Source organism: Amycolatopsis sp. CA-126428 (assembly GCF_002904335.1).
In the GTDB taxonomy this organism is placed as follows: domain Bacteria; phylum Actinomycetota; class Actinomycetes; order Mycobacteriales; family Pseudonocardiaceae; genus Amycolatopsis.
The window spans coordinates 97,095-114,080 of sequence record NZ_PPHF01000157.1 but is presented as its reverse complement, the minus strand read 5'-3'; the positions used below and the strand labels follow the sequence as shown (position 1 = coordinate 114,080).

The following is a 16,986-nucleotide window of genomic DNA, read 5'->3' as shown; positions in this document are numbered from 1 at the left end:
TCGAGTCCCGCCGTGTCGACCTCCGGATCACGCGTGTCGACCTCTGGATCACGGGTGTCGGCGTTTCGATCACGGGTGATGTCCGCTCGGTGATGGGGGTTGCCTCTAGCGAGCTATCTTGCGCAGAGGCGTGCCGGTTCCGGTCAAGCGGCCGATAAGGTCTCCGGATGGACGACGACGGTGTCAGAGTCGAGCTCCGGCCGGTGGCCGAAAGCGATCTCGGCCTCCTCGAACGGCTGACCAACGATCCCGTCGCCGCCGGCGAGCACCAGTGGTTCGGCTGGCACGATCCCGGCTACCTGCGCCGCCGGTGGCTGGAAACCGGGATGCTCACCGCCGAGACCGGGATGCTCGTGCCGACGCTCGGCGGCCGCGTCCTCGGGGTCGTCTCCTGGCACCGCACCCGGACCGGGCCGACGTCCTACTGCTGGAACATGGGCCTCGTGCTCGTCCCGGAAGCGCGCGGCCACGGCTACGGCACCGAGGCCCAGCGCCTGCTCGTCGACTACCTCTTCGCCCACACCCAGCTCAACCGGGTCGAAGCGACGACCGAGGCCGGCAACCGCGCCGAACAACGCTCGCTCGAGAAGGCCGGCTTCACCCGCGAAGGCGTGCTTCGCGGCTACGGCTTCCGAGACGGCGAGTGGCGAGACCACGTCGTCTACTCGGTCGTGCGCTCCGATCTGAAGAACGATTAGGCGATCACGCCCGCCGATCGCAGGGCGCCGAGATCCGTGACGCCCAGTTCGGCGAGCACCGCTTCGGTGTCGGATCCCTTGGCACGCGGTGCTTCCGGCGTCGACGGCGGCGTCCGGCCGAACCGCGGCGCCGGGGCCGGCTGGACCAGGCCGCCGATCTCGACGAACGTGCCGCGCGCCGCGTTGTGCGGGTGCGACGCGGCTTCGGCCGGCGCGAGGACCGGCGTCAGGCACGCGTCGGTGCCTTCGGCGCGCGCGACGAGGTCGTCCCGCGTGTACTTGCCGATCGCCGCCGCGAGGATCTCCCGGAGGCGGGGCCACTGGGTCTTGTCCACGTGCACGGGCAGCGAATCCGGGTCCAGTTCGAGGACCTTCACCAGGTCGCCCCAGAACCGCATCTCGATCGCGCCGACGGCGACGTACTTGCCGTCCGCGGTTTCGTAGGTGTCGTAGAACGGGGCCCCGCCGTCGAGCATGTTGTCACCGCGGTCGCCGCCCCAGAGCCCGGCGGCGGCCATGCCGTGCAGGCTCGTGGTGAGCAGCGCGGCGCCGTCGACCATCGACGCGTCGACGACCTGGCCGCGCCCGGACGTGTTCCGTTCGTACAACGCGGCCAGGACGCCCATCGCCAGCATCAGCCCGCCACCGCCGAAGTCGCCGACGAGGTTCAGCGGCGGCACCGGCCGCTCGCCCGCGCGCCCGATCGGCTCGAGCGCGCCGGCGATGCCGATGTAGTTGATGTCGTGCCCGGCCGCCTTGGCCAGCGGCCCGTCCTGGCCCCAGCCGGTCATCCGGCCGTAGACCAGCCGCGGGTTGCGGGCGTGCACGACGTCCGGGCCGAGCCCGATCCGCTCGGCGACACCGGGCCGGAACCCCTCGATGAGGACGTCGGCCGTGTCGCACAGCTTCAGCACCAGCTCGACGCCTTCGGGCGTCTTGGTGTTGATGCCGACGGACCGGCGGCCGCGGGCGAGCGGGTCGGCCGGGATGCCGAGCACGTCCTCCCCCGGTTGCGCGCGGTCGACGCGGACGACGTCGGCGCCGAGGTCGGCGAGGATCATCGTGGCGAACGGCCCGGGCGCGAGACCGGCGAGCTCCACCACCTTCAGGCCGCCGAGCGGACCTGCCTTCATAGTCGGTCCCTTCAGAGCGAGCGGGAGATGATTTCCTTCATGATTTCGCTGGTGCCGCCGAAGATCCGGGAAATCCGGACGTCGGCCCAGGCGCGGGCGATCGGGTACTCGGTCATGTAGCCGTAGCCGCCGAAGAGCTGCAGGCAGTCGTCGATCACCTTGTTGACGCGCTCGGTGGTCCACAGCTTCGCCATCGCCGCGCCCTGGACGTCGAGCTCGCCCTTGAGGTGCCGTTCGATGCACTGGTCGAGGAACGCCCGCGCCACCGCGGCCTCGGTCGCCGCCTCCGCGAGCTTGAACTTGGTGTTCTGGAAGGAAAAGATCGGCCGGCCGAACGCCGTGCGCTCCTTGGTGTACGCCAGCGTGAGGTCGACCGCCGCCTCCAGCCCGGCCACCGCGGTGACGGCGATGATCAGCCGTTCCTGCGGCAGCTGCAGCATCAGCTGGATGAAGCCCTGGCCCTCGGCGTCGCCGAGGAGGTTGCCGACCGGCACGCGGACGTCGTCGAAGAACAGCTCGGCGGTGTCCTGGCCCTTCATCCCGACCTTGTCGAGGACGCGGCCGCGCCGGAAGCCCGGCGTGTCGGTCTCGACCACGATCAGCGAGACGCCCTGGGCGCCGGCGTCCGGGTCGGTCTTCACCGCGACGACCACGAGGTCGGCGTGCAGGCCGTTGGTGATGAAGGTCTTCGCGCCGTTGAGGACGTAGTGGTCGCCGTCGCGGATCGCGCGCGTCTTGATGCTCTGCAGGTCGGAGCCGGTGCCGGGCTCGGTCATCGCGATCGCGCCGATCATCTCGCCGCTGGCCAGCTTCGGCAGCCACTCGCGCTTCTTGTCTTCCGCGGCGTAGGCGAGCAGGTAGTGCGCGACGATTCCATTGTGGACGGTGACGCCCCACGCGCTGTCGCCGGCGCGCGCCTGCTCTTCGTAGAGGACGGCTTCGTGGGCGAAGGTGCCGCCGCCCCCGCCGTACTCCTCGGGGATGGACAGGCACAGCAGGCCGACGTCGCCCGCCTTCGTCCACAGCTCGCGGTCGACCTTCTTCTCCGCCGCCCAGCGTTCCTGGTGCGGGACGGCTTCCTTCTGCAGGAACGACCGCGCGAGTTCACGGAGGTCGTCGAGCTCGGTCGTGCTCCACGGGCTCTTCGGCAGTTGCAGTGGCACGGGGACCCTCCTGCTGGAAAACATGACGATCAGCATGTAAGTTCTGATCGGAATGTACATCCGTACCGGCCTGTAGGCAAAGCAGGGAGGCCGCGGTGACCGAGACGACGCACCGGACCCAGGCGCAGCGGCGCGAGCAGACCCGCACGGCGCTGCTCGACGCCACCATCGACTGCCTGGTCGAGGTCGGCTACGCGCGCACGTCGGTGCAGGAGATCTGCGCCCGCGCGGGCGTGTCGAAGGGCGCGGTGCAGCACCACTTCACCGCGAAGGCCGAGCTGATGGCGGCCGCGGTCGAGCACTTGACGACGAAGCTGCGCCGCCGGCTCGCGGAGTCGCTGGACGAACTACCCGGTGGCGGCAGCGGGGTCGCCGCGGCCATCGACCTGCTGTGGGCCGGGTATTCCGGCACGCTCTCGACCGCCGTCACCGAGCTGTGGGTCGCCGCCCGCACCGACCCCGAACTGCGCGCGGCCATCCGCCCGGTCGACCGCGCGCTCGGCCGCGCCACGCTCGAGCACGTCACGCAGGTCGCCGGCGAACTCCCGCCGGAGCGGGCGGAAATGCTGTTCTGGCTCACCGTGAACCTCACCCGAGGACTGGCACTGGACGCCGAACTCGGCGGCGACCCGAAGCGGCGCCGGCAGCTCCTGGAGGAGTGGAAGCGCATCGCCGTCCTGCTCTACGAGGACGCCACCGCTGCGCCGAGCTGACCAGCGCGCCACCACCAGGGCGCTTTGCCCCTTATCCGCGGGCGGATTTCGTGGTCCAATCCCCTCCGAACGAGGGGAGTTCCCATGACCGCCGCCCCGTACCAGTACCCCTACGGCCCGCCACCCGTCCAGCCGCCGGCCGACCCGGGTGCCGTTTTCCGGCTCTTGGCCGCGATCCTCGGCGTCCTCGCCGCGGTGCTGGTGATCACCGGGTCGTTCCTGCCGCAGACGTCGTTCGACCAGGTGGTGGACGGCAAGACCGAGAGCAGCCAGACGATCAGCGCCTGGTCGCGCTCGTTCGCCGTCGAGCCGACGGGCGAGGCGAAGAAGTTCTACGACAACACCCACGTCGCCCGGTACGGGATCCCGCTCACGACCGGCGCGGTGGTGCTGCTGGCCGGGGCCGGGCTGGCGCTCGCCGGCGCCCGCCGCTCGGCGGGCCCCGGGCTGCGCTCGGGCGCGCGGACGGCGCTGGTGGCCGGCGCCGCCGGGGTGACCGCGGCGGTGTGGATGCTCGGCATGGACGTCTCGTCGACCCTGAGCTACGAGACCGACGAAGGGACGATCAAGTCGCACTACGCGACCGGGCTCGGGTTCTGGGTGCTGATCGGCGGCGGGGTCATCGCCCTGCTGGCGCTGGTGGCCGCGGCACTGGCCGGGCGACGCGCCCCCGCCGCGGCGCCGGCCGGCCCGCCACCCGGGCCGTACCAGCAGCAGTCCCGGCCGTACCCGGTGCCGCCCCAGCAGTACGGGCCGCCGCACCCGGGTTATCCGGCGTCGCAGCCGTTCCCCGCTCAGGCCCCGCCGCCGCAGACCGGCCCGCAGCCGCCTCCGTACGGCGGCCCGCCGTCGCAGCCGTTCCCGGCGCAGCAGGCCGACGACCCCTACGGCGGCGTCACGCAGGCCCAGCAGCATCCGGCGCCGCAGGAGCCGACGGAACCGAACTACCAGCTCCCGCCGCTGCACCCGCCCAAGACGTGAATCTTATTCACATCACGCTGGACATCTGACGTACCGACGGTATGGTGTACTCGTCGGTAACCCCTGCGCGTCCTCGCGCGGACTCCGCCGGAACGGAGACGTCATGACCAGCACGACCCCCGCGAACGCGGTCGAAGACACCACGCTGCCGCCCACCGTCGGCGGCGTCGCCGGGGCGCCGGGCTCGGCGCGGGCGGCCCAGCTCGTCGCCCGCGTGACGGGCGGCGCCGACTCCGCGCCGATCCGGATGCGAGCGCCCTTCACCGGGCTGCCGATCGCGACCCTGCCGCAGGCCACCGACGCCGACGTCCGGGCGGTGTTCGCGGACGCCCGCACGGCCCAGGCGGCGTGGGCGGACCGCTCCCCCGCCGAGCGCGCCCGCGTCCTCACCCGCCTGCACGACCTGGTGCTCGCCCGCCAGGACGAGGTGCTCGACCTGGTCCAGGTCGAGGCCGGCAAGGCGCGGCTCGACGCGTTCGACGAGGTCAGCGCGACCGCGCTGGTGGCGGCCTACTACGGCAAGCACGCGGCGAAGCTCCTCGCGCCCCGCCGGGTCGCCGGCGTCATCCCCGGCCTGACCCGCGCGGGCGAGATCCGGCACCCCAAGGGCGTCGTCGGGATCATCTCGCCGTGGAACTACCCGCTGGCCCTGACGGCGATGGACGTCCTGCCGGCGCTGGCCGCGGGGAACGCCGTCGTGCAGAAGCCGGACAACCAGACCGCGCTTTCGGCGCTGTGGCTGCACGAGCTCGCCGAGGAGGCCGGGCTGCCCGCCGGGACCTGGCAGATCGTGCTCGGCCGCGGCTCGAAGATCGGCACCGCGCTGGTCGAGGAGTCGGACTACCTGTGCTTCACCGGCTCCACGCCGACCGGCAAGGAGCTGGCCGGCCAGGTGGCGAAGCGGCTGACGTCGTACTCGCTGGAACTCGGCGGCAAGAACCCGATGGTGGTGCTGCCCGACGCCGACGTCGCGAAGGCCGCGACGGGCGCGGTGACGGCGTGCTTCTCCTCGGCCGGGCAGCTGTGCGTGTCGGTCGAGCGGATCTACGTCCACGAGGACATCCGCGAGGAGTTCACCCGCGCGTTCGTCGCCCGAACCGCCGCGTTGCGGCTCGGCGGCTCGCTGGACTACCACGCCCAGATGGGCTCGCTGACGTCGGAAGACCAGCTCGCGACGGTGTCGGCGCACGTCGAGGACGCCCGCGCGAAGGGCGCTTCGGTGCTCACCGGCGGCCGGGCGCGGCCCGACCTCGGCCCGCTGTTCTACGAGCCGACCGTGCTGTCCGGCGTCACCCCGGACATGCTGCCGTTCGCGGAGGAGACGTTCGGGCCGGTCGTGTCGATCTACGGCTACACCGACGTCACCGACGCCATCGAGCGGGCCAACGACACGCCGTTCGGGCTCAACGCCAGCGTCTGGTCGCGCAACGGCCGCGCGGGCTGGGAGGTCGCGGCGCGGCTGAAAGCCGGGACGGTCAACGTGAACGAGGGCTACGCGGCGACGTTCGGCAGCGTCGGCGTCCCGATGGGCGGCATGAAGGACTCGGGTGTCGGCCGCCGCAACGGCGCCGAGGGCCTGCTGAAGTACACGGAGTCCCAGTCGATCGCCCTCCAGCGCGGCCTGGCCCTCCGCCCGCCGCGCGCGATCCCGGGCTCCCTGTGGTCCCGAGGCATGACATTCGGCCTCAAAGCCCTCCGCCGCCTCCCCCGCTGACGTGATCGAAGAGTCAACTCCCGTGATTGAAGGGTCATCACTCGTGATTTGAGGGTCGACACGGCGAACTCCGCAGGCTCAGCCGTGTCGACCCTTCAATCACGCGTGTCGACCTCTCAATCACGTGAGTTGACCTTCTGATCACGCGGTGGGGCGGTAAGGAGGCCGCGGTCGTAGGCGATGGCGACTGCTTCCGCGCGGCGGCTGGCGCCCAGCTTGGCCATCACGCGGGAAAGGTGGACGCTCACCGTTTTTTCGCTGATGTAGAGCTCTTCGCCGACCTGGCGGTTCGTGCGGCCCAGCGCGACGCGCTCCAGGACGTCTCGCTCGCGGTCGGTCAGCGGGTTGGTGACCGTGCGGGCCGGGGCTGCCGGTTCGACGCCCGCCAGCTCGACGCGGGCCCGGTGGGCCAGGTCGCGGACGGCGTCGCGCAGCGGGATCGCGCCGAGCCGGACCGCCACCGCGTGGGCCGCTTCGAGTGCCGCGCCCGCGCCGGTGTCCGCGGCCAGCAGGGCTTCCGCTTCGTGCCAGCGGCAGACCGCCTGCTCGTAGACGGCGCCGTAGCCGAACGCCTCCGCCGCGGCCGCCCACAGCCGGGTGTCGCCCCGGCCGGTGAGGCAGGTCGCCGCCGCTTCCAGGCGGGCCAGCCACGCGCGGCCCTCCGGACCGAGCGTCCCCGACCGCGGCTGGCCGGCCACCGAGCACATCCGGCCGTGCGCCAGCAACCGCTCGCCGGCCGCCACGGCGGCTTCGGCCGCGGCCTGGTCGCCGCGGACGCGCGCCTCGGCAGCCAGCCTGGCCGCGGCGGACACGCCGAGCGCGGCGATCCGGATGCCGGCCAGCAGGGCGGGCTCGATCCGCTCGAGCCAGCCGATCAGGTCCTCGGCCTGGCGCACGGCTCCGGCGTCGTCGCCGCGCCAGTACGCCAGCTCGATGCCGGCGCCGCCGGCCGACAGCGGGATCTGCATGTCCGCCGTCCAGTGCTGCCGCAGGCCGGACAGCAGCTTCGCGCCCTCGTCGAACCGGCCGCGGGCGACGACGAACAGCGACCAGATGGCCAGGATCCGCGCGGCGACCGCGCTGGACACCCCGCGCCCGGCACGGCCGGCGCTCTCGTCCGGCCAGTCGCCCATCAGGTAGCGCAGCATCAGCTGCCGCGCCCGCAGTTCCAGCCCGTAGACGCTCCAGCTCAGCCCGGATTCTTCGGCGCGGGCGACGCCGTGTGAGGCGTGGTCCAGCGCCACGGCGAACTCGCCTTGGTCGTCGTGGCTGAGCGCGAGGAAGTAGGTCGCGCGGATCTCGGTGTTGTACGCGCCCACGTCGCGCGCCTTGCGCTGGGCCTGGCGCAGCCGCTCCCGGGCCTCGGCGGCGTCGCCCCGCGAATCGGCCAGCGTGCCCAGGGTGACCAGCGCCGACGCCTCCGCCCCCGTCGCGCCCACGGCCTGCGCGTCGGCGACCGCGGCGAGCGCGCTGTCGAGCGCCGCCTCGGGCTGGTCGAGGATCCGGAGGAACCCGGCCCGGCTGGCCAGCACCCAGGCGCGTGCCGAGCTGGGCTCGGTGTCCTCGACCAGGTCCCAGGCCCGGTCGATGGCGGCGACCGCCTCGTCCAGGGTGCCTTCCAGCGCGAGCAGCGCGTCCGCCAGCCGCCGCCACACCTTCGCGGCCCGGTCGTTCGGGATGTCGGCGGTCAGTGCCTGGGTGGCCGAGCGGGCGAACGCCGCGGCCCGCTCGGGCTCGCCGGACGTCCCCGCGAAGTACGACGCTTCGTACAGCAGCTTCAGCTCGTCGACCCCGTCCGGCCGGTCCGCCGGGGTGACGGCGTCCCAGATGGACAGTGCCTGTTCGACGTGCTGCAGCGCCGAGCCGGGCGCGCCGAGCTTCTCGGCTTCGTCCATCGCGCGCAGCAACGCCGGCAGCGCCGTGGCCAGATCGCTGCTCTGCATCGAGTGGTAGGCCAGCTTCGCGTCGTGGCCGCGGCCCTGCGGCCGCGCCTTGATCCGCGCCGCGTACGCCGCGTGCGTGCGCGACCGCTCCCCCGGCAGCAGGTCGCCGTACACCGCTTCCTGCAGCAACGCGTGCCGGAACGTGTACGAGCCGTCCGAAAGCACCACCAGCACGTGGTGCTGGACGGCTTCCCGCAACGCTTCGTCGAGCTCCAGCTCCCCCAGCCCGGAGACCTCGGCGAGCGCGGCGTGCATGACCGGCTCGTTGGCGACCGAGATGACCCGCGCGACCCGGCGGGCGTCCGGCGAGAGCCGCTCGAGCCGGGACAGCAGCACCTCGGCCAGCCCGGCGGGCAGGTCGTTGCACTCGGTCTTGGTGGCGAGCAGCTCCTCGGCGAAGAACGGGTTGCCCTCGGAGCGGGTGACGATGTCGCCCACGACGTCCGGCGGCAGCGGCTCGTCGGCCAGCGCCTCGACGAACTTGCGGGCGTCGACCGCGCCGAAGGGCTGCAGGTCGACGCGCTCGACGGTGGCCAGCCGGACCAGCTCGGACAGCAGGCCGCGCAGCGGGTGCCGCCGGTGGACGTCTTCCTCGCGGTAGCTGCCCACGACCAGCAGCCGCTGCGCCCGCAGCCGGCTCAGCAGGAAGGACAGCAGGTTCCGGGTCGAGGCGTCGGCCCAGTGGAGATCCTCCAGGAGGATCACCACGGGCCGCGCCTCGGCGATCTCGGTCAGCACCCCCAGTACCGCGTCGAACAACTGCAGCTGACCGAGATCCTGCTCCGGCCGGGGACGCACCATGGTTTCCCGGTCGTTGGACGTCATCGGCGGGTGTTCGGCCGGGCGCGGTTCTTCCACGCCCTGCCCCTGCGGCAGCAGCCGCCCCAGGGCGGGCCGGGCCCGCACCGCGGCGGCGACCGCCGGGTCCGTCGCGCTGCCCAGCGGGGCGAGCGCCTCGGCGAACGGAAGATAAGGAAGACCGCCCTCGCGGACGTCGATGCAGCGGCCGGTGAGCAGCAGCGCACCGCACGCTTCGACGTGCTCGCCGAGCGCGGTCAGCAGCCGGGTCTTGCCGACCCCGGCGTCCCCCGAGAGCAGCGCCGCGCCGGCTTCGCCACGTTCAGCCCTGGCGAAGGCGGCGCGGAGCCGCCGCATCTCGTGGGTACGGGCGACGAGCGGGATTCCGGAGCCGAGTCGGGGCACGAGGAGCATTGTTGCTCAGACCCCCGACAGTTTCCGACCGCTTATCGCCTTCGACACCATCTCGCTGCCCTACCGGGCGGTGTCGGCGGTCGCCCGCGTGGCCTCCCGGCGCTGCTGTGCCGGTACCTCGACATCCGTCCTCGACGCCCTGAGGTGGCGGACGGCGCGGCGGGCGCGGGCGGCCCAGGCGCTGCGCCCGGCCTTCCGCAGTTCCTCGGCCCGGTAGGCCGCTTCGGCTCGGACCGCGTCGAGCATGAGATCGCTGTGCATCGTGTTCCCCTGTCCCTGGGTTCTCCGTCTGGTAGCACTCAGGTTCGTCCTGAGGGGGAGACCCGGGCATCGGGTGATCACGCAGGCATCGCGCGAAAAGACCCCTTACTCCCGGCCGAGCCCAGCTCGGCGGGGGTAAGGGGTCTTCTCCAAGCGTCTTTTCCCTAAGCGCCTCAGTCGCGCGCCGGGCCACCGGTCCGCACCGCGGCCAGCAGCCCCCGCCAACCCGACGCGGGCAGGCGGAACGCACCCCCTTCGGGGTCCTTCGAGTCGCGCACCGCGGCCCCGCCGGCGACGAACGCGACCTCGACGCAGTCGTTGCCGCCACCGCTGTGGCTGCTCTTGCGCCACCGCGCTCCGGAGAGTTCTGCTTCCATGGTCCCCACTCCCTTACTGTGTCCGCGGATCCGGATGGTGCACCGGACCCGGTACGGCCGCCTGTTCGGCGAACCGTCCGGCCGCCTCGGCGATCAGGTCCACCGAGTCGTCCGGTTTCAGTGCGGCCGCGCGCAGATGGTCGAACATCAGCCCGTAGCGCCGCACGTCTGTGGGTTCCTCCAGGTAGAGGCCGCTGGACGTGCTGTCGTCGACGTAGACGACGTCCGGGTCGGCCTGCTCGGGGAAGCCCATGATCAGGAAGGGGCCTTCCATGCCGGGGTGCGCGCCGGCACCGAACGGCACGACCTGGACGGTCACGTTCGGTTTCTCGGCGACGGCGACCATCCGGTAGAGCTGCTCGGCCATCACCTCGGGCCCGTCGACCACGCGGCGCAGCACGGCTTCGTCCATCACCGCCCAGTACTCGGGTGGCGGGGTTTCGGACAGCAGTTCCTGGCGGGCCATCCGGGCGGCGACGCGGCGGCGGATCTCGGCGTCGTCGGCGTCCGGCCGCAGCGCGCGGATCACCGCGCGGGCGTAGCGCTCGGTCTGCAGCAGCCCGGGCACCAGGAGGGCCTGGAACGCGCGCAGTGAGCTGGCGTCGGCTTCGAGCCCGACGAAGGTACCGGTGAAGACCTCGTTGTACGCGTGCCACCAGCCGCGCTTGCGGGCTTCCCTGGCCAGCTGGACGAGCGCCTCCTGCTCGTCGCCGGTGATCCCGTAGAGGGCCAGCATGTCCCGGGCGTCACGCGGGGTGACCCCGACGTGGCCGGTCTCGATGCGGCTGATCTTCGAGGCGGAGCACTCGAGCTTCTCGCCCACCTCGTCGATGGTGAGGTCCGCGGCCTCGCGGAGCCGGCGCAGCTCGCCCGAAAGCCGCCGCCGGCGAACGGTGGGGCTCTGTCCCCTGGCCATCGCGGTACCTCCGGATGTCGACGTACTTCCTGCATCTAACCAGCCGGGCGCGGAGTTGGTGGAACATTAACGCGAGGGGATTCCGGCACCGGATCTGCAATTTGCAGAATGCTCTTGTATCCTCGCACCCTGCACTGCGTCGGGCGCCTGACAGTCGGCCAGCCGTGGCTTCGACTGGCCTCTGAGCAGGGTAGACGATGACCGCGCGGAATGCCGCGCGATCATCACACGGAGGGGTCCGGGGCCGTCCCCCGATCGGTCCCGGCCCCCTCACCCGGGCCGAATGCCCTTTTCCGGCGACGGATATTCGGACCATTCGTCGCCCGTGCGGGTGATTTCCCGGCGAACTTCACAGGACGCGCAAGAGTCCTTCTTGGACGACCGTCGCGATCAGCGTGCCGTCCTCGGCGAAGAACCGGCCGGTGGCCAGACCGCGGGCGCCGGACGCCGTCGGCGAGGCGCTGTCGTAGAGGAACCACTCGTCCGCGCGGAACGGGCGGTGGAACCACAGTGCGTGGTCGAGGCTGGCGCCGAGCACCTTGTCGGTGTCCCAGTAGACGCCGTGGCGCGCGAGCACCGAGTCCAGCAGCGTCATGTCCGAGGCGTAGGTCAGCACGCAGACGTGCAGCAGCTGCTGGTCGGGCAGTTTCCCGTCGGCGCGCATCCACACCTGGTTGCGCGCGGGCCGCTCGCCGGTCTCGCGGGTGACCCACGGCGGCTCGTTGACGTAGCGCAGGTCGATCGGCCGCGGCCGGGCGTGCGCGCCGATCGCGTAGCCCTCGGCGCGTTCCATCAGCGTCGGCAGCGTCTCCGGCGCCGGGACGCCCTCGGGCATGACCTCGGCGTGCTCGATGCCCGGTTCGTCGGTCTGGAACGACGCCGAGAGGGAGAAGATCGCCTTGCCGTGCTGGATCGCCACCACGCGGCGCGTGGTGAACGAGCGGCCGTCCCGGATCCGGTCGACTTCGTACACGATCGGGACGCTCGGGTCGCCGCCGCGGATGAAGTACGCGTGCAGCGAGTGCACCCGGCGTTCCTCGGGGACGGTGCGCCCGGCCGCGACCAGCGCCTGGCCGGCGACCTGCCCGCCGAACACCCGCACCGGCGAGTGGGCGGGCGAGACGCCGCGGAAGATGTTCTCTTCGATCTTTTCCAGGTCGAGCAGCGCGATCAAGCGGTCGAGCACCGGCTGGCCGCCACCGGGGATGTCCAGTTCGGTGGCGGCCGTCCTGGCCAATTCAGTCATGGCCAGACCTTATGTGCTGAACGGGTGACGCGTCCCTTATGCGTGGTCGTCTTCACCGAGGCGGTGCACGTGGATGAGGTTGGTCGAGCCCACGGTGCCCGGCGGGGAGCCCGCGACGATGACGACCAGGTCGCCCTTCTGGTACTTGCCCATGTCCAGCATCGCGTGGTCGACCTGCTGGATCATCTGGTCGGTCGACTCCACCCGCGGCACGATGTGGGTGTTGGTGCCCCAGGTCATCGACAGCTGGCTGCGCACGCACTCTTCGGGGGTGAAGGCCAGCAGCGGCAGCCGGGTGTGCAGCCGGGCCAGCCGGCGCACGGTGTCACCGGACTGCGTGAACGCGACCAGGGCCTTCGCGTTGAGCCGCTCGCCGATGTCGCGGGCGGCGTAGGAGATCACGCCGCGCTTGGTGCGCGGGACGTGCGTCAGCGGCGGCACGATCGGCGAGTCGGTCTCGACCGCCTCGATGATCCGGCCCATCGTCTCCACGACCTCGATCGCGTACCGGCCGACCGAGGTCTCGCCGGACAGCATCAGCGCGTCGGCGCCGTCGAGGACCGCGTTCGCGACGTCGGAGGCCTCGGCGCGGGTCGGCCGGGAGTTGTTGATCATCGACTCGAGCATCTGCGTCGCGACGATGACCGGCTTCGCGTTCTCGCGGCAGATCTGGATGGCGCGCTTCTGCACCAGCGGGACCTGCTCCAGCGGCAGCTCGACGCCGAGGTCGCCGCGGGCGACCATGACCGCGTCGAAGGCCAGCACGATCGCTTCGAGGTTGTAGACGGCTTCGGGCTTCTCGACCTTGGCGACGACCGGCAGCCGGCCCTTGCCGACCCGGTCCATCACCTGGTGGACCAGGTCGATGTCGGCCGGCGAGCGGACGAAGGACAGGGCGATGAAGTCGACGCCCAGCTCGAGCGCGAACTCGAGGTCCTCGATGTCCTTCTCGGACAGCGCCGGCACGGAGACGTCCATGCCCGGCAGCGAGACGCCCTTGTTGTTGCTGACCGGGCCACCCTCGGTGACCTCGCAGACCACGTCCTGGCCCTCGACCTCGCGGACCACCAGGCCGACCTTGCCGTCGTCGACGAGCAGCCGGTCGCCGGGCTTGGCGTCCCTCGCCAGGCCCTTGTAGGTGGTCGAGACCCGGTCGTGGGTGCCGGCGACGTCCTCGACGGTGATCCGGACGACGTCGCCGTTGTGCCACTCGACCGGGCCACCGGCGAAGGTGCCCAGGCGGATCTTCGGGCCCTGCAGGTCGGCGAGGATGCCGACCGCGCGGCCGCTCTCGGCGGCCGCGGCCCGGATCAGGTCGTAGACCTGCTTGTGGTCACTGTGGCTGCCGTGGCTGAAGTTCATTCTGGCCACGTCCATGCCGGCATCCACCAGGGCCCGCATCTTCTCCGGGGTCGCGGTGGCAGGGCCCAGGGTACAAACGATCTTCGCGCGTCGGCTCACGTCCACATAGCGTAGACCCTCTTCGCTCGTACGTCTGTACCGATCCCGAATGTTCAAGAAAGTGTTCAGAAACCTGCCTGCTCAGGTTCACTGGGGGTCCGGGTGGCGGAGCCCCCGGCCCGGGGCGAAGCCCCGGATGTCACTGTCCCCTCAGCGACGCGGTTGTTCACTTGGGCCGACCCGGTCGCGGGCCCACTCGTTGAACTCGCGCAGCTGCCGCCAGGCCTTCCGGACGCGCTCGAGGGCGCCCCGCTCGTGCAGGACGTCGTCGGGCTCCCAGCCGCGCACGGCGTACACCGAGCGGTGGCGCAGCAGGTCGAGGCGCGGGTGGTCGGCGTCGAACCCGCGCGGCTTGGACTTGAGCCGGTCGCCCTTGACCTCCCAGCCGGCGCGTTCGAGCTTCGCGAGGATCTTCCGCAGCGCTTCCCCGTGCAGCTCGGTGTCGACGGCCTGGCGGAACCGCGCGATCTGGTCGGACGCCAGGTGGAAGCAGCCGCCGCCGACGCGCAGGCCCTCCGGCCCCACCTCGACGTAGTAGGCGCCGCCGCCGCGGCCCTGTTCGATGACCGCCCCGCAGTGGGTCTTGTACGGCGTCTTGTCCTTGGCGAACCGGACGTCCCGGTAGGGGCGGAACACCTTGGGCTCGCCGAAGCCGTCGGAGAACTCGGGCGCCAGCTCGGCCAGCAGCGCTTCCATCGGGGCCCGGACGTCGGACTTGTAGGTCTCGACGTGGTCGTCCCAGTAGGGCTTGGAGTTGTCTTCCACGAGGCCGTCGTAGAAGTCGACGGCGTACTCGCCGAATCCGCTGAACGTCACGCGGACGACCCTAATCGCGCGGCCCGGCAGGGCGAGCTGCGGGCGCTGCCCGCGCTCATCCGGGAGCCGGCGCCGGACCTCGAGCCGACGATGGAGTTCGGCATGCCCGGCTCCGGCCGGTACCACTACCGGGACGCCTCGGCCGGGAAAGCGGCTGTCCGATGTGGACCTCGCGGTGCTCGGCGACCTCCTGCGCGCGGCAGCGGAGCACCCACCCGCGGGAGCGGTGTGAAACCCGGTGCGGCCGGCGTCCGGCCGGCCGCACCGGGAGCCGTCACTTCGCGACGGCCGTGATCAGCTCGCCGTTCGTGGTGTCGCCGGAGAGCTCCCAGAACATCGCGCCGCCCAGGCCCTGGGTCTTGGCGTAGGAGATCTTGCCGGCGATGGTCGACGGCGTGTCGTAGCTCCACCAGTTGCTGCCGCACTTGGCGTACGCGGTGCCGGCGACCGTGCCGGTCGCCGGGCAGGACGTCTTGAGCACCTTGTAGTCCTCGATGCCCTGCTCGTACTTGCCGGGCGCCGGGCCGGTGGCGGTGCCGCCCGGGGCGCTCTGCGTGACGCCGGTCCAGCCGCGGCCGTAGAACCCGATGCCCAGCAACAGCTTGCCCGCCGGGACGCCCTTGCTCTTGAGCTTCTGGATCGCCGCGTCGGAGTAGAAGCCGGCGGTCGGGATGCCCGAGTACGACGTCAGCGGCGAGTGCGGAGCCGTCGGGCCCTGCGCCGCCCAGGCGCCGAAGTAGTCGTAGGTCATCACGTTGTACCAGTTGACGTACTGCGCGGCGCCGCCGTAGTCGGCCGCGTCGATCTTGCCGCCGCTCGTGCCGTCGGCGGTGATCGCCGCGGTGACCAGCTTCGAGCCGAACTTCGCCCGCAGCGCCTGGAGGAGGTTCTTGAACGCCGCCGCGCCGCTGGTGTCACACGACAGGCCGCAGGCGTTGGGGTACTCCCAGTCGATGTCGATGCCGTCGAAGACGCCGGCCCAGCGCGGGTCGTTGACGAGGTTGTAGCAGGAGTTCGCGAACGCCGCGGGGTTCTTCGCCGCCTGCCCGAAGCCGCCGGACCAGGTCCAGCCGCCGAAGGACCAGATCACCTTCAGGCCGGGGTGCTTGGCCTTGAGCTTCTTGAGCTGGTTGAAGCTGCCCGCGAGGGGCTGGTCCCAGGTGTCGGCGACGCCGTCGACACTGCCCGCGGCGTCGTAGGTCTTCTGGTAGTCGGCGTAGGCGTCGCCGATCGCGCAGCCGCCGTTCGTCACGTTGCCGAACGCGTAGTTGATGTGGGTCAGCTTGCTCGCCGAGCCCGACGTCTCGATGTTCTTGACGTGGTAGTTGCGGTCGTAGACCCCCCATTCGGTGAAGTAGCCGACCACCTTGCCGACGGAAGCGCCGGTCGCGGCGGCGGCCACCGGGGCGGTCGCGCCGCCCGCGACGAGGCCCGCGGCGGCCGCCACGGCCAGCAGGGCCGAGAAGCTCTTCCTGCGCAAACGGGACATGCGTTCTCCCTCCGGGGAATTCCTCACGGCCACGGTGCCGGAGTGGTGGGGACCACACCTACCGTAAGTGGACTAGACCACTAGGTCAATGGTTCAGACCATGCAAGGTCCACATTCCTTGACAGGAATATGCCCGGCGGAGCACATTTCAGGAGTGATGCAGACTTTCGACGTCCTCGCCGAACCCCGGCGCCGGACCATCCTCGACCTGCTGCGCGAGGGCGAGCGCTCGGTCGGCGAGCTGGTCGAGCGGCTGGAGCTGAGCCAGCCCGCGGTGTCCAAGCACCTGCGGGTGCTGCGCGAAGCCGGGCTGGTGACCGTGCGGGTCGCGGCGCAGCGGCGGTGCTACGCCCTGCGCCCCGAGCCGCTGGCCGAGGTCGACGCCTGGCTGGCCCCCTACCGCCGCTTCTGGTCGGACCACCTGGACGCCCTGGAGCGGCGGCTCGACGAGACGGATCCGGGCTGACCCCGGGCGGTCAGCCCGGCTCGAAGGTGATGCCCCGCTCGGTCGCGCGGCGCTCGCCCCACTCGTACAGCGCCGTCAGCGCCGGGCGGAGCTCCTCCCCCACCTCGGTCAGGTGGTACTCGACGTGCGGGACCCGGCCGTCGAACTCCTCGCGGCGGACGATGCCGTCCGCCGTCAGCTCGCGCAGCTGCTGGGTCAGCATCTTCTCGCTCACGCCCGGCATCCGGCGCCGCAGCTCGCCGTAGCGGTGGGCGCCCTCCTTGAGGTGGGCCAGGATCACCGGCTTCCACTTGCCGCCGATCAGGTCGACCGCCAGCTCCGTCGCGCAGTGGTACCGCTTCATCCCGCTCTCCCCTACGCACCGGAAAGTACGTGGTTGCCCGGCCGGGCCGCCCCT

At 71.7% G+C, this 16,986-nt stretch carries 16 protein-coding genes; 5 read left to right on the top strand and 11 right to left on the bottom strand.

Translation table 11 applies throughout. The annotated features are described in order from the left end of the window. The first annotated feature begins 167 nt into the window (after positions 1 to 167). On the top strand, positions 168 to 698 hold the full coding sequence (locus tag C2L58_RS40420; RefSeq protein ID WP_103342900.1) for a GNAT family N-acetyltransferase: 531 nt from the start codon (positions 168 to 170) through the stop codon (positions 696 to 698). Here C2L58_RS40420 and C2L58_RS40415 read toward each other — a convergent pair. Further along, positions 695 to 1,831, bottom strand: coding sequence for a CaiB/BaiF CoA transferase family protein (locus C2L58_RS40415; protein ID WP_103342899.1), 1,137 nt, complete (start codon positions 1,829 to 1,831; stop codon positions 695 to 697). The two genes, C2L58_RS40420 and C2L58_RS40415, sit on opposite strands and share 4 nt — an antisense overlap. A gap of 11 nt (positions 1,832 to 1,842) precedes the next feature. Then, positions 1,843 to 2,994 carry an acyl-CoA dehydrogenase family protein gene (locus C2L58_RS40410; RefSeq protein WP_103342898.1) on the bottom strand — a complete coding sequence of 384 codons (1,152 nt, stop codon included), beginning with the start codon at positions 2,992 to 2,994 and terminating at the stop codon, positions 1,843 to 1,845. A gap of 95 nt (positions 2,995 to 3,089) precedes the next feature. Here C2L58_RS40410 and C2L58_RS40405 point away from each other — a divergent pair, with 95 nt between their 5' ends. From C2L58_RS40405 to C2L58_RS40395, 3 genes are all read left to right on the top strand, one after another. Next, positions 3,090 to 3,707 (top strand): TetR/AcrR family transcriptional regulator, encoded by a 618-nt coding sequence (locus C2L58_RS40405; RefSeq protein WP_103342897.1) that lies wholly within the window; start codon positions 3,090 to 3,092, stop codon positions 3,705 to 3,707. An 84-nt stretch (positions 3,708 to 3,791) separates the two neighbouring features. Beyond that, entirely contained in the window at positions 3,792 to 4,688 is an 897-nt protein-coding gene (locus tag C2L58_RS40400; protein WP_103342896.1) for a hypothetical protein, read from the top strand. Positions 4,689 to 4,791: 103 nt separating this feature from the next. After that, positions 4,792 to 6,402: a succinic semialdehyde dehydrogenase gene (locus tag C2L58_RS40395; RefSeq protein WP_103342895.1), complete on the top strand. Its 1,611-nt coding sequence runs from the start codon at positions 4,792 to 4,794 to the stop codon at positions 6,400 to 6,402. Positions 6,403 to 6,518: 116 nt separating this feature from the next. On the opposite strand, the gene C2L58_RS40390 is transcribed toward C2L58_RS40395, so the two are convergent. From C2L58_RS40390 to C2L58_RS40355, 8 genes are all read right to left on the bottom strand, one after another. Further along, positions 6,519 to 9,557 carry a helix-turn-helix transcriptional regulator gene (locus C2L58_RS40390; protein ID WP_103342894.1) on the bottom strand — a complete coding sequence of 1,013 codons (3,039 nt, stop codon included), beginning with the start codon at positions 9,555 to 9,557 and terminating at the stop codon, positions 6,519 to 6,521. Between the two features lie 60 nt (positions 9,558 to 9,617). Next, on the bottom strand, positions 9,618 to 9,818 hold the full coding sequence (locus tag C2L58_RS40385; RefSeq protein ID WP_103342893.1) for a hypothetical protein: 201 nt from the start codon (positions 9,816 to 9,818) through the stop codon (positions 9,618 to 9,620). A 173-nt stretch (positions 9,819 to 9,991) separates the two neighbouring features. Further along, on the bottom strand, positions 9,992 to 10,195 hold the full coding sequence (locus C2L58_RS40380; protein WP_072480540.1) for a DUF397 domain-containing protein: 204 nt from the start codon (positions 10,193 to 10,195) through the stop codon (positions 9,992 to 9,994). A 13-nt stretch (positions 10,196 to 10,208) separates the two neighbouring features. Continuing rightward, positions 10,209 to 11,111: a helix-turn-helix domain-containing protein gene (locus tag C2L58_RS40375; protein ID WP_103342892.1), complete on the bottom strand. Its 903-nt coding sequence runs from the start codon at positions 11,109 to 11,111 to the stop codon at positions 10,209 to 10,211. 349 nt (positions 11,112 to 11,460) lie between these two features. Beyond that, positions 11,461 to 12,357, bottom strand: coding sequence for an acyl-CoA thioesterase (locus tag C2L58_RS40370; RefSeq protein WP_103342891.1), 897 nt, complete (start codon positions 12,355 to 12,357; stop codon positions 11,461 to 11,463). 36 nt (positions 12,358 to 12,393) lie between these two features. Then, complete coding sequence (pyk, locus tag C2L58_RS40365; RefSeq protein WP_103342956.1) at positions 12,394 to 13,818, bottom strand: pyruvate kinase; 1,425 nt, start codon at positions 13,816 to 13,818, stop codon at positions 12,394 to 12,396. Between the two features lie 150 nt (positions 13,819 to 13,968). Beyond that, positions 13,969 to 14,634 (bottom strand): DUF2461 domain-containing protein, encoded by a 666-nt coding sequence (locus C2L58_RS40360; RefSeq protein WP_103342890.1) that lies wholly within the window; start codon positions 14,632 to 14,634, stop codon positions 13,969 to 13,971. A gap of 274 nt (positions 14,635 to 14,908) precedes the next feature. Next, positions 14,909 to 16,123: a glycoside hydrolase family 18 protein gene (locus C2L58_RS40355; protein WP_103342889.1), complete on the bottom strand. Its 1,215-nt coding sequence runs from the start codon at positions 16,121 to 16,123 to the stop codon at positions 14,909 to 14,911. Between the two features lie 157 nt (positions 16,124 to 16,280). On the opposite strand from C2L58_RS40355, the gene C2L58_RS40350 reads away from it, so the two are divergent. Then, the gene (locus C2L58_RS40350) at positions 16,281 to 16,589 is read left to right on the top strand and encodes an ArsR/SmtB family transcription factor (RefSeq protein ID WP_304532996.1); all 309 of its coding nucleotides are present in this window, start codon (positions 16,281 to 16,283) and stop codon (positions 16,587 to 16,589) included. A gap of 10 nt (positions 16,590 to 16,599) precedes the next feature. Here the strand turns inward: C2L58_RS40350 and C2L58_RS40345 are convergent, their stop codons facing one another. Beyond that, positions 16,600 to 16,932 carry a winged helix-turn-helix transcriptional regulator gene (locus C2L58_RS40345; RefSeq protein ID WP_103342887.1) on the bottom strand — a complete coding sequence of 111 codons (333 nt, stop codon included), beginning with the start codon at positions 16,930 to 16,932 and terminating at the stop codon, positions 16,600 to 16,602. Positions 16,933 to 16,986 lie beyond the last annotated feature (54 nt).

Excerpts from the sequence above, each read along its gene's own strand:
- C2L58_RS40400 (WP_103342896.1), top strand. The coding sequence starts at position 3,792 with ATGACCGCCGCCCCGTACCAGTACCCCTACGGCCCGCCACCCGTCCAG.
- C2L58_RS40355 (WP_103342889.1), bottom strand. The coding sequence starts at position 16,123 with ATGTCCCGTTTGCGCAGGAAGAGCTTCTCGGCCCTGCTGGCCGTGGCG.
- C2L58_RS40415 (WP_103342899.1), bottom strand. The coding sequence starts at position 1,831 with ATGAAGGCAGGTCCGCTCGGCGGCCTGAAGGTGGTGGAGCTCGCCGGT.
- C2L58_RS40380 (WP_072480540.1), bottom strand. The coding sequence starts at position 10,195 with ATGGAAGCAGAACTCTCCGGAGCGCGGTGGCGCAAGAGCAGCCACAGC.
- C2L58_RS40370 (WP_103342891.1), bottom strand. The coding sequence starts at position 12,357 with ATGACTGAATTGGCCAGGACGGCCGCCACCGAACTGGACATCCCCGGT.
- C2L58_RS40345 (WP_103342887.1), bottom strand. The coding sequence starts at position 16,932 with ATGAAGCGGTACCACTGCGCGACGGAGCTGGCGGTCGACCTGATCGGC.
- C2L58_RS40375 (WP_103342892.1), bottom strand. The coding sequence starts at position 11,111 with ATGGCCAGGGGACAGAGCCCCACCGTTCGCCGGCGGCGGCTTTCGGGC.
- C2L58_RS40350 (WP_304532996.1), top strand. The coding sequence starts at position 16,281 with ATGCAGACTTTCGACGTCCTCGCCGAACCCCGGCGCCGGACCATCCTC.
- C2L58_RS40390 (WP_103342894.1), bottom strand. The coding sequence starts at position 9,557 with ATGCTCCTCGTGCCCCGACTCGGCTCCGGAATCCCGCTCGTCGCCCGT.
- C2L58_RS40395 (WP_103342895.1), top strand. The coding sequence starts at position 4,792 with ATGACCAGCACGACCCCCGCGAACGCGGTCGAAGACACCACGCTGCCG.
- C2L58_RS40420 (WP_103342900.1), top strand. The coding sequence starts at position 168 with ATGGACGACGACGGTGTCAGAGTCGAGCTCCGGCCGGTGGCCGAAAGC.
- C2L58_RS40385 (WP_103342893.1), bottom strand. The coding sequence starts at position 9,818 with ATGCACAGCGATCTCATGCTCGACGCGGTCCGAGCCGAAGCGGCCTAC.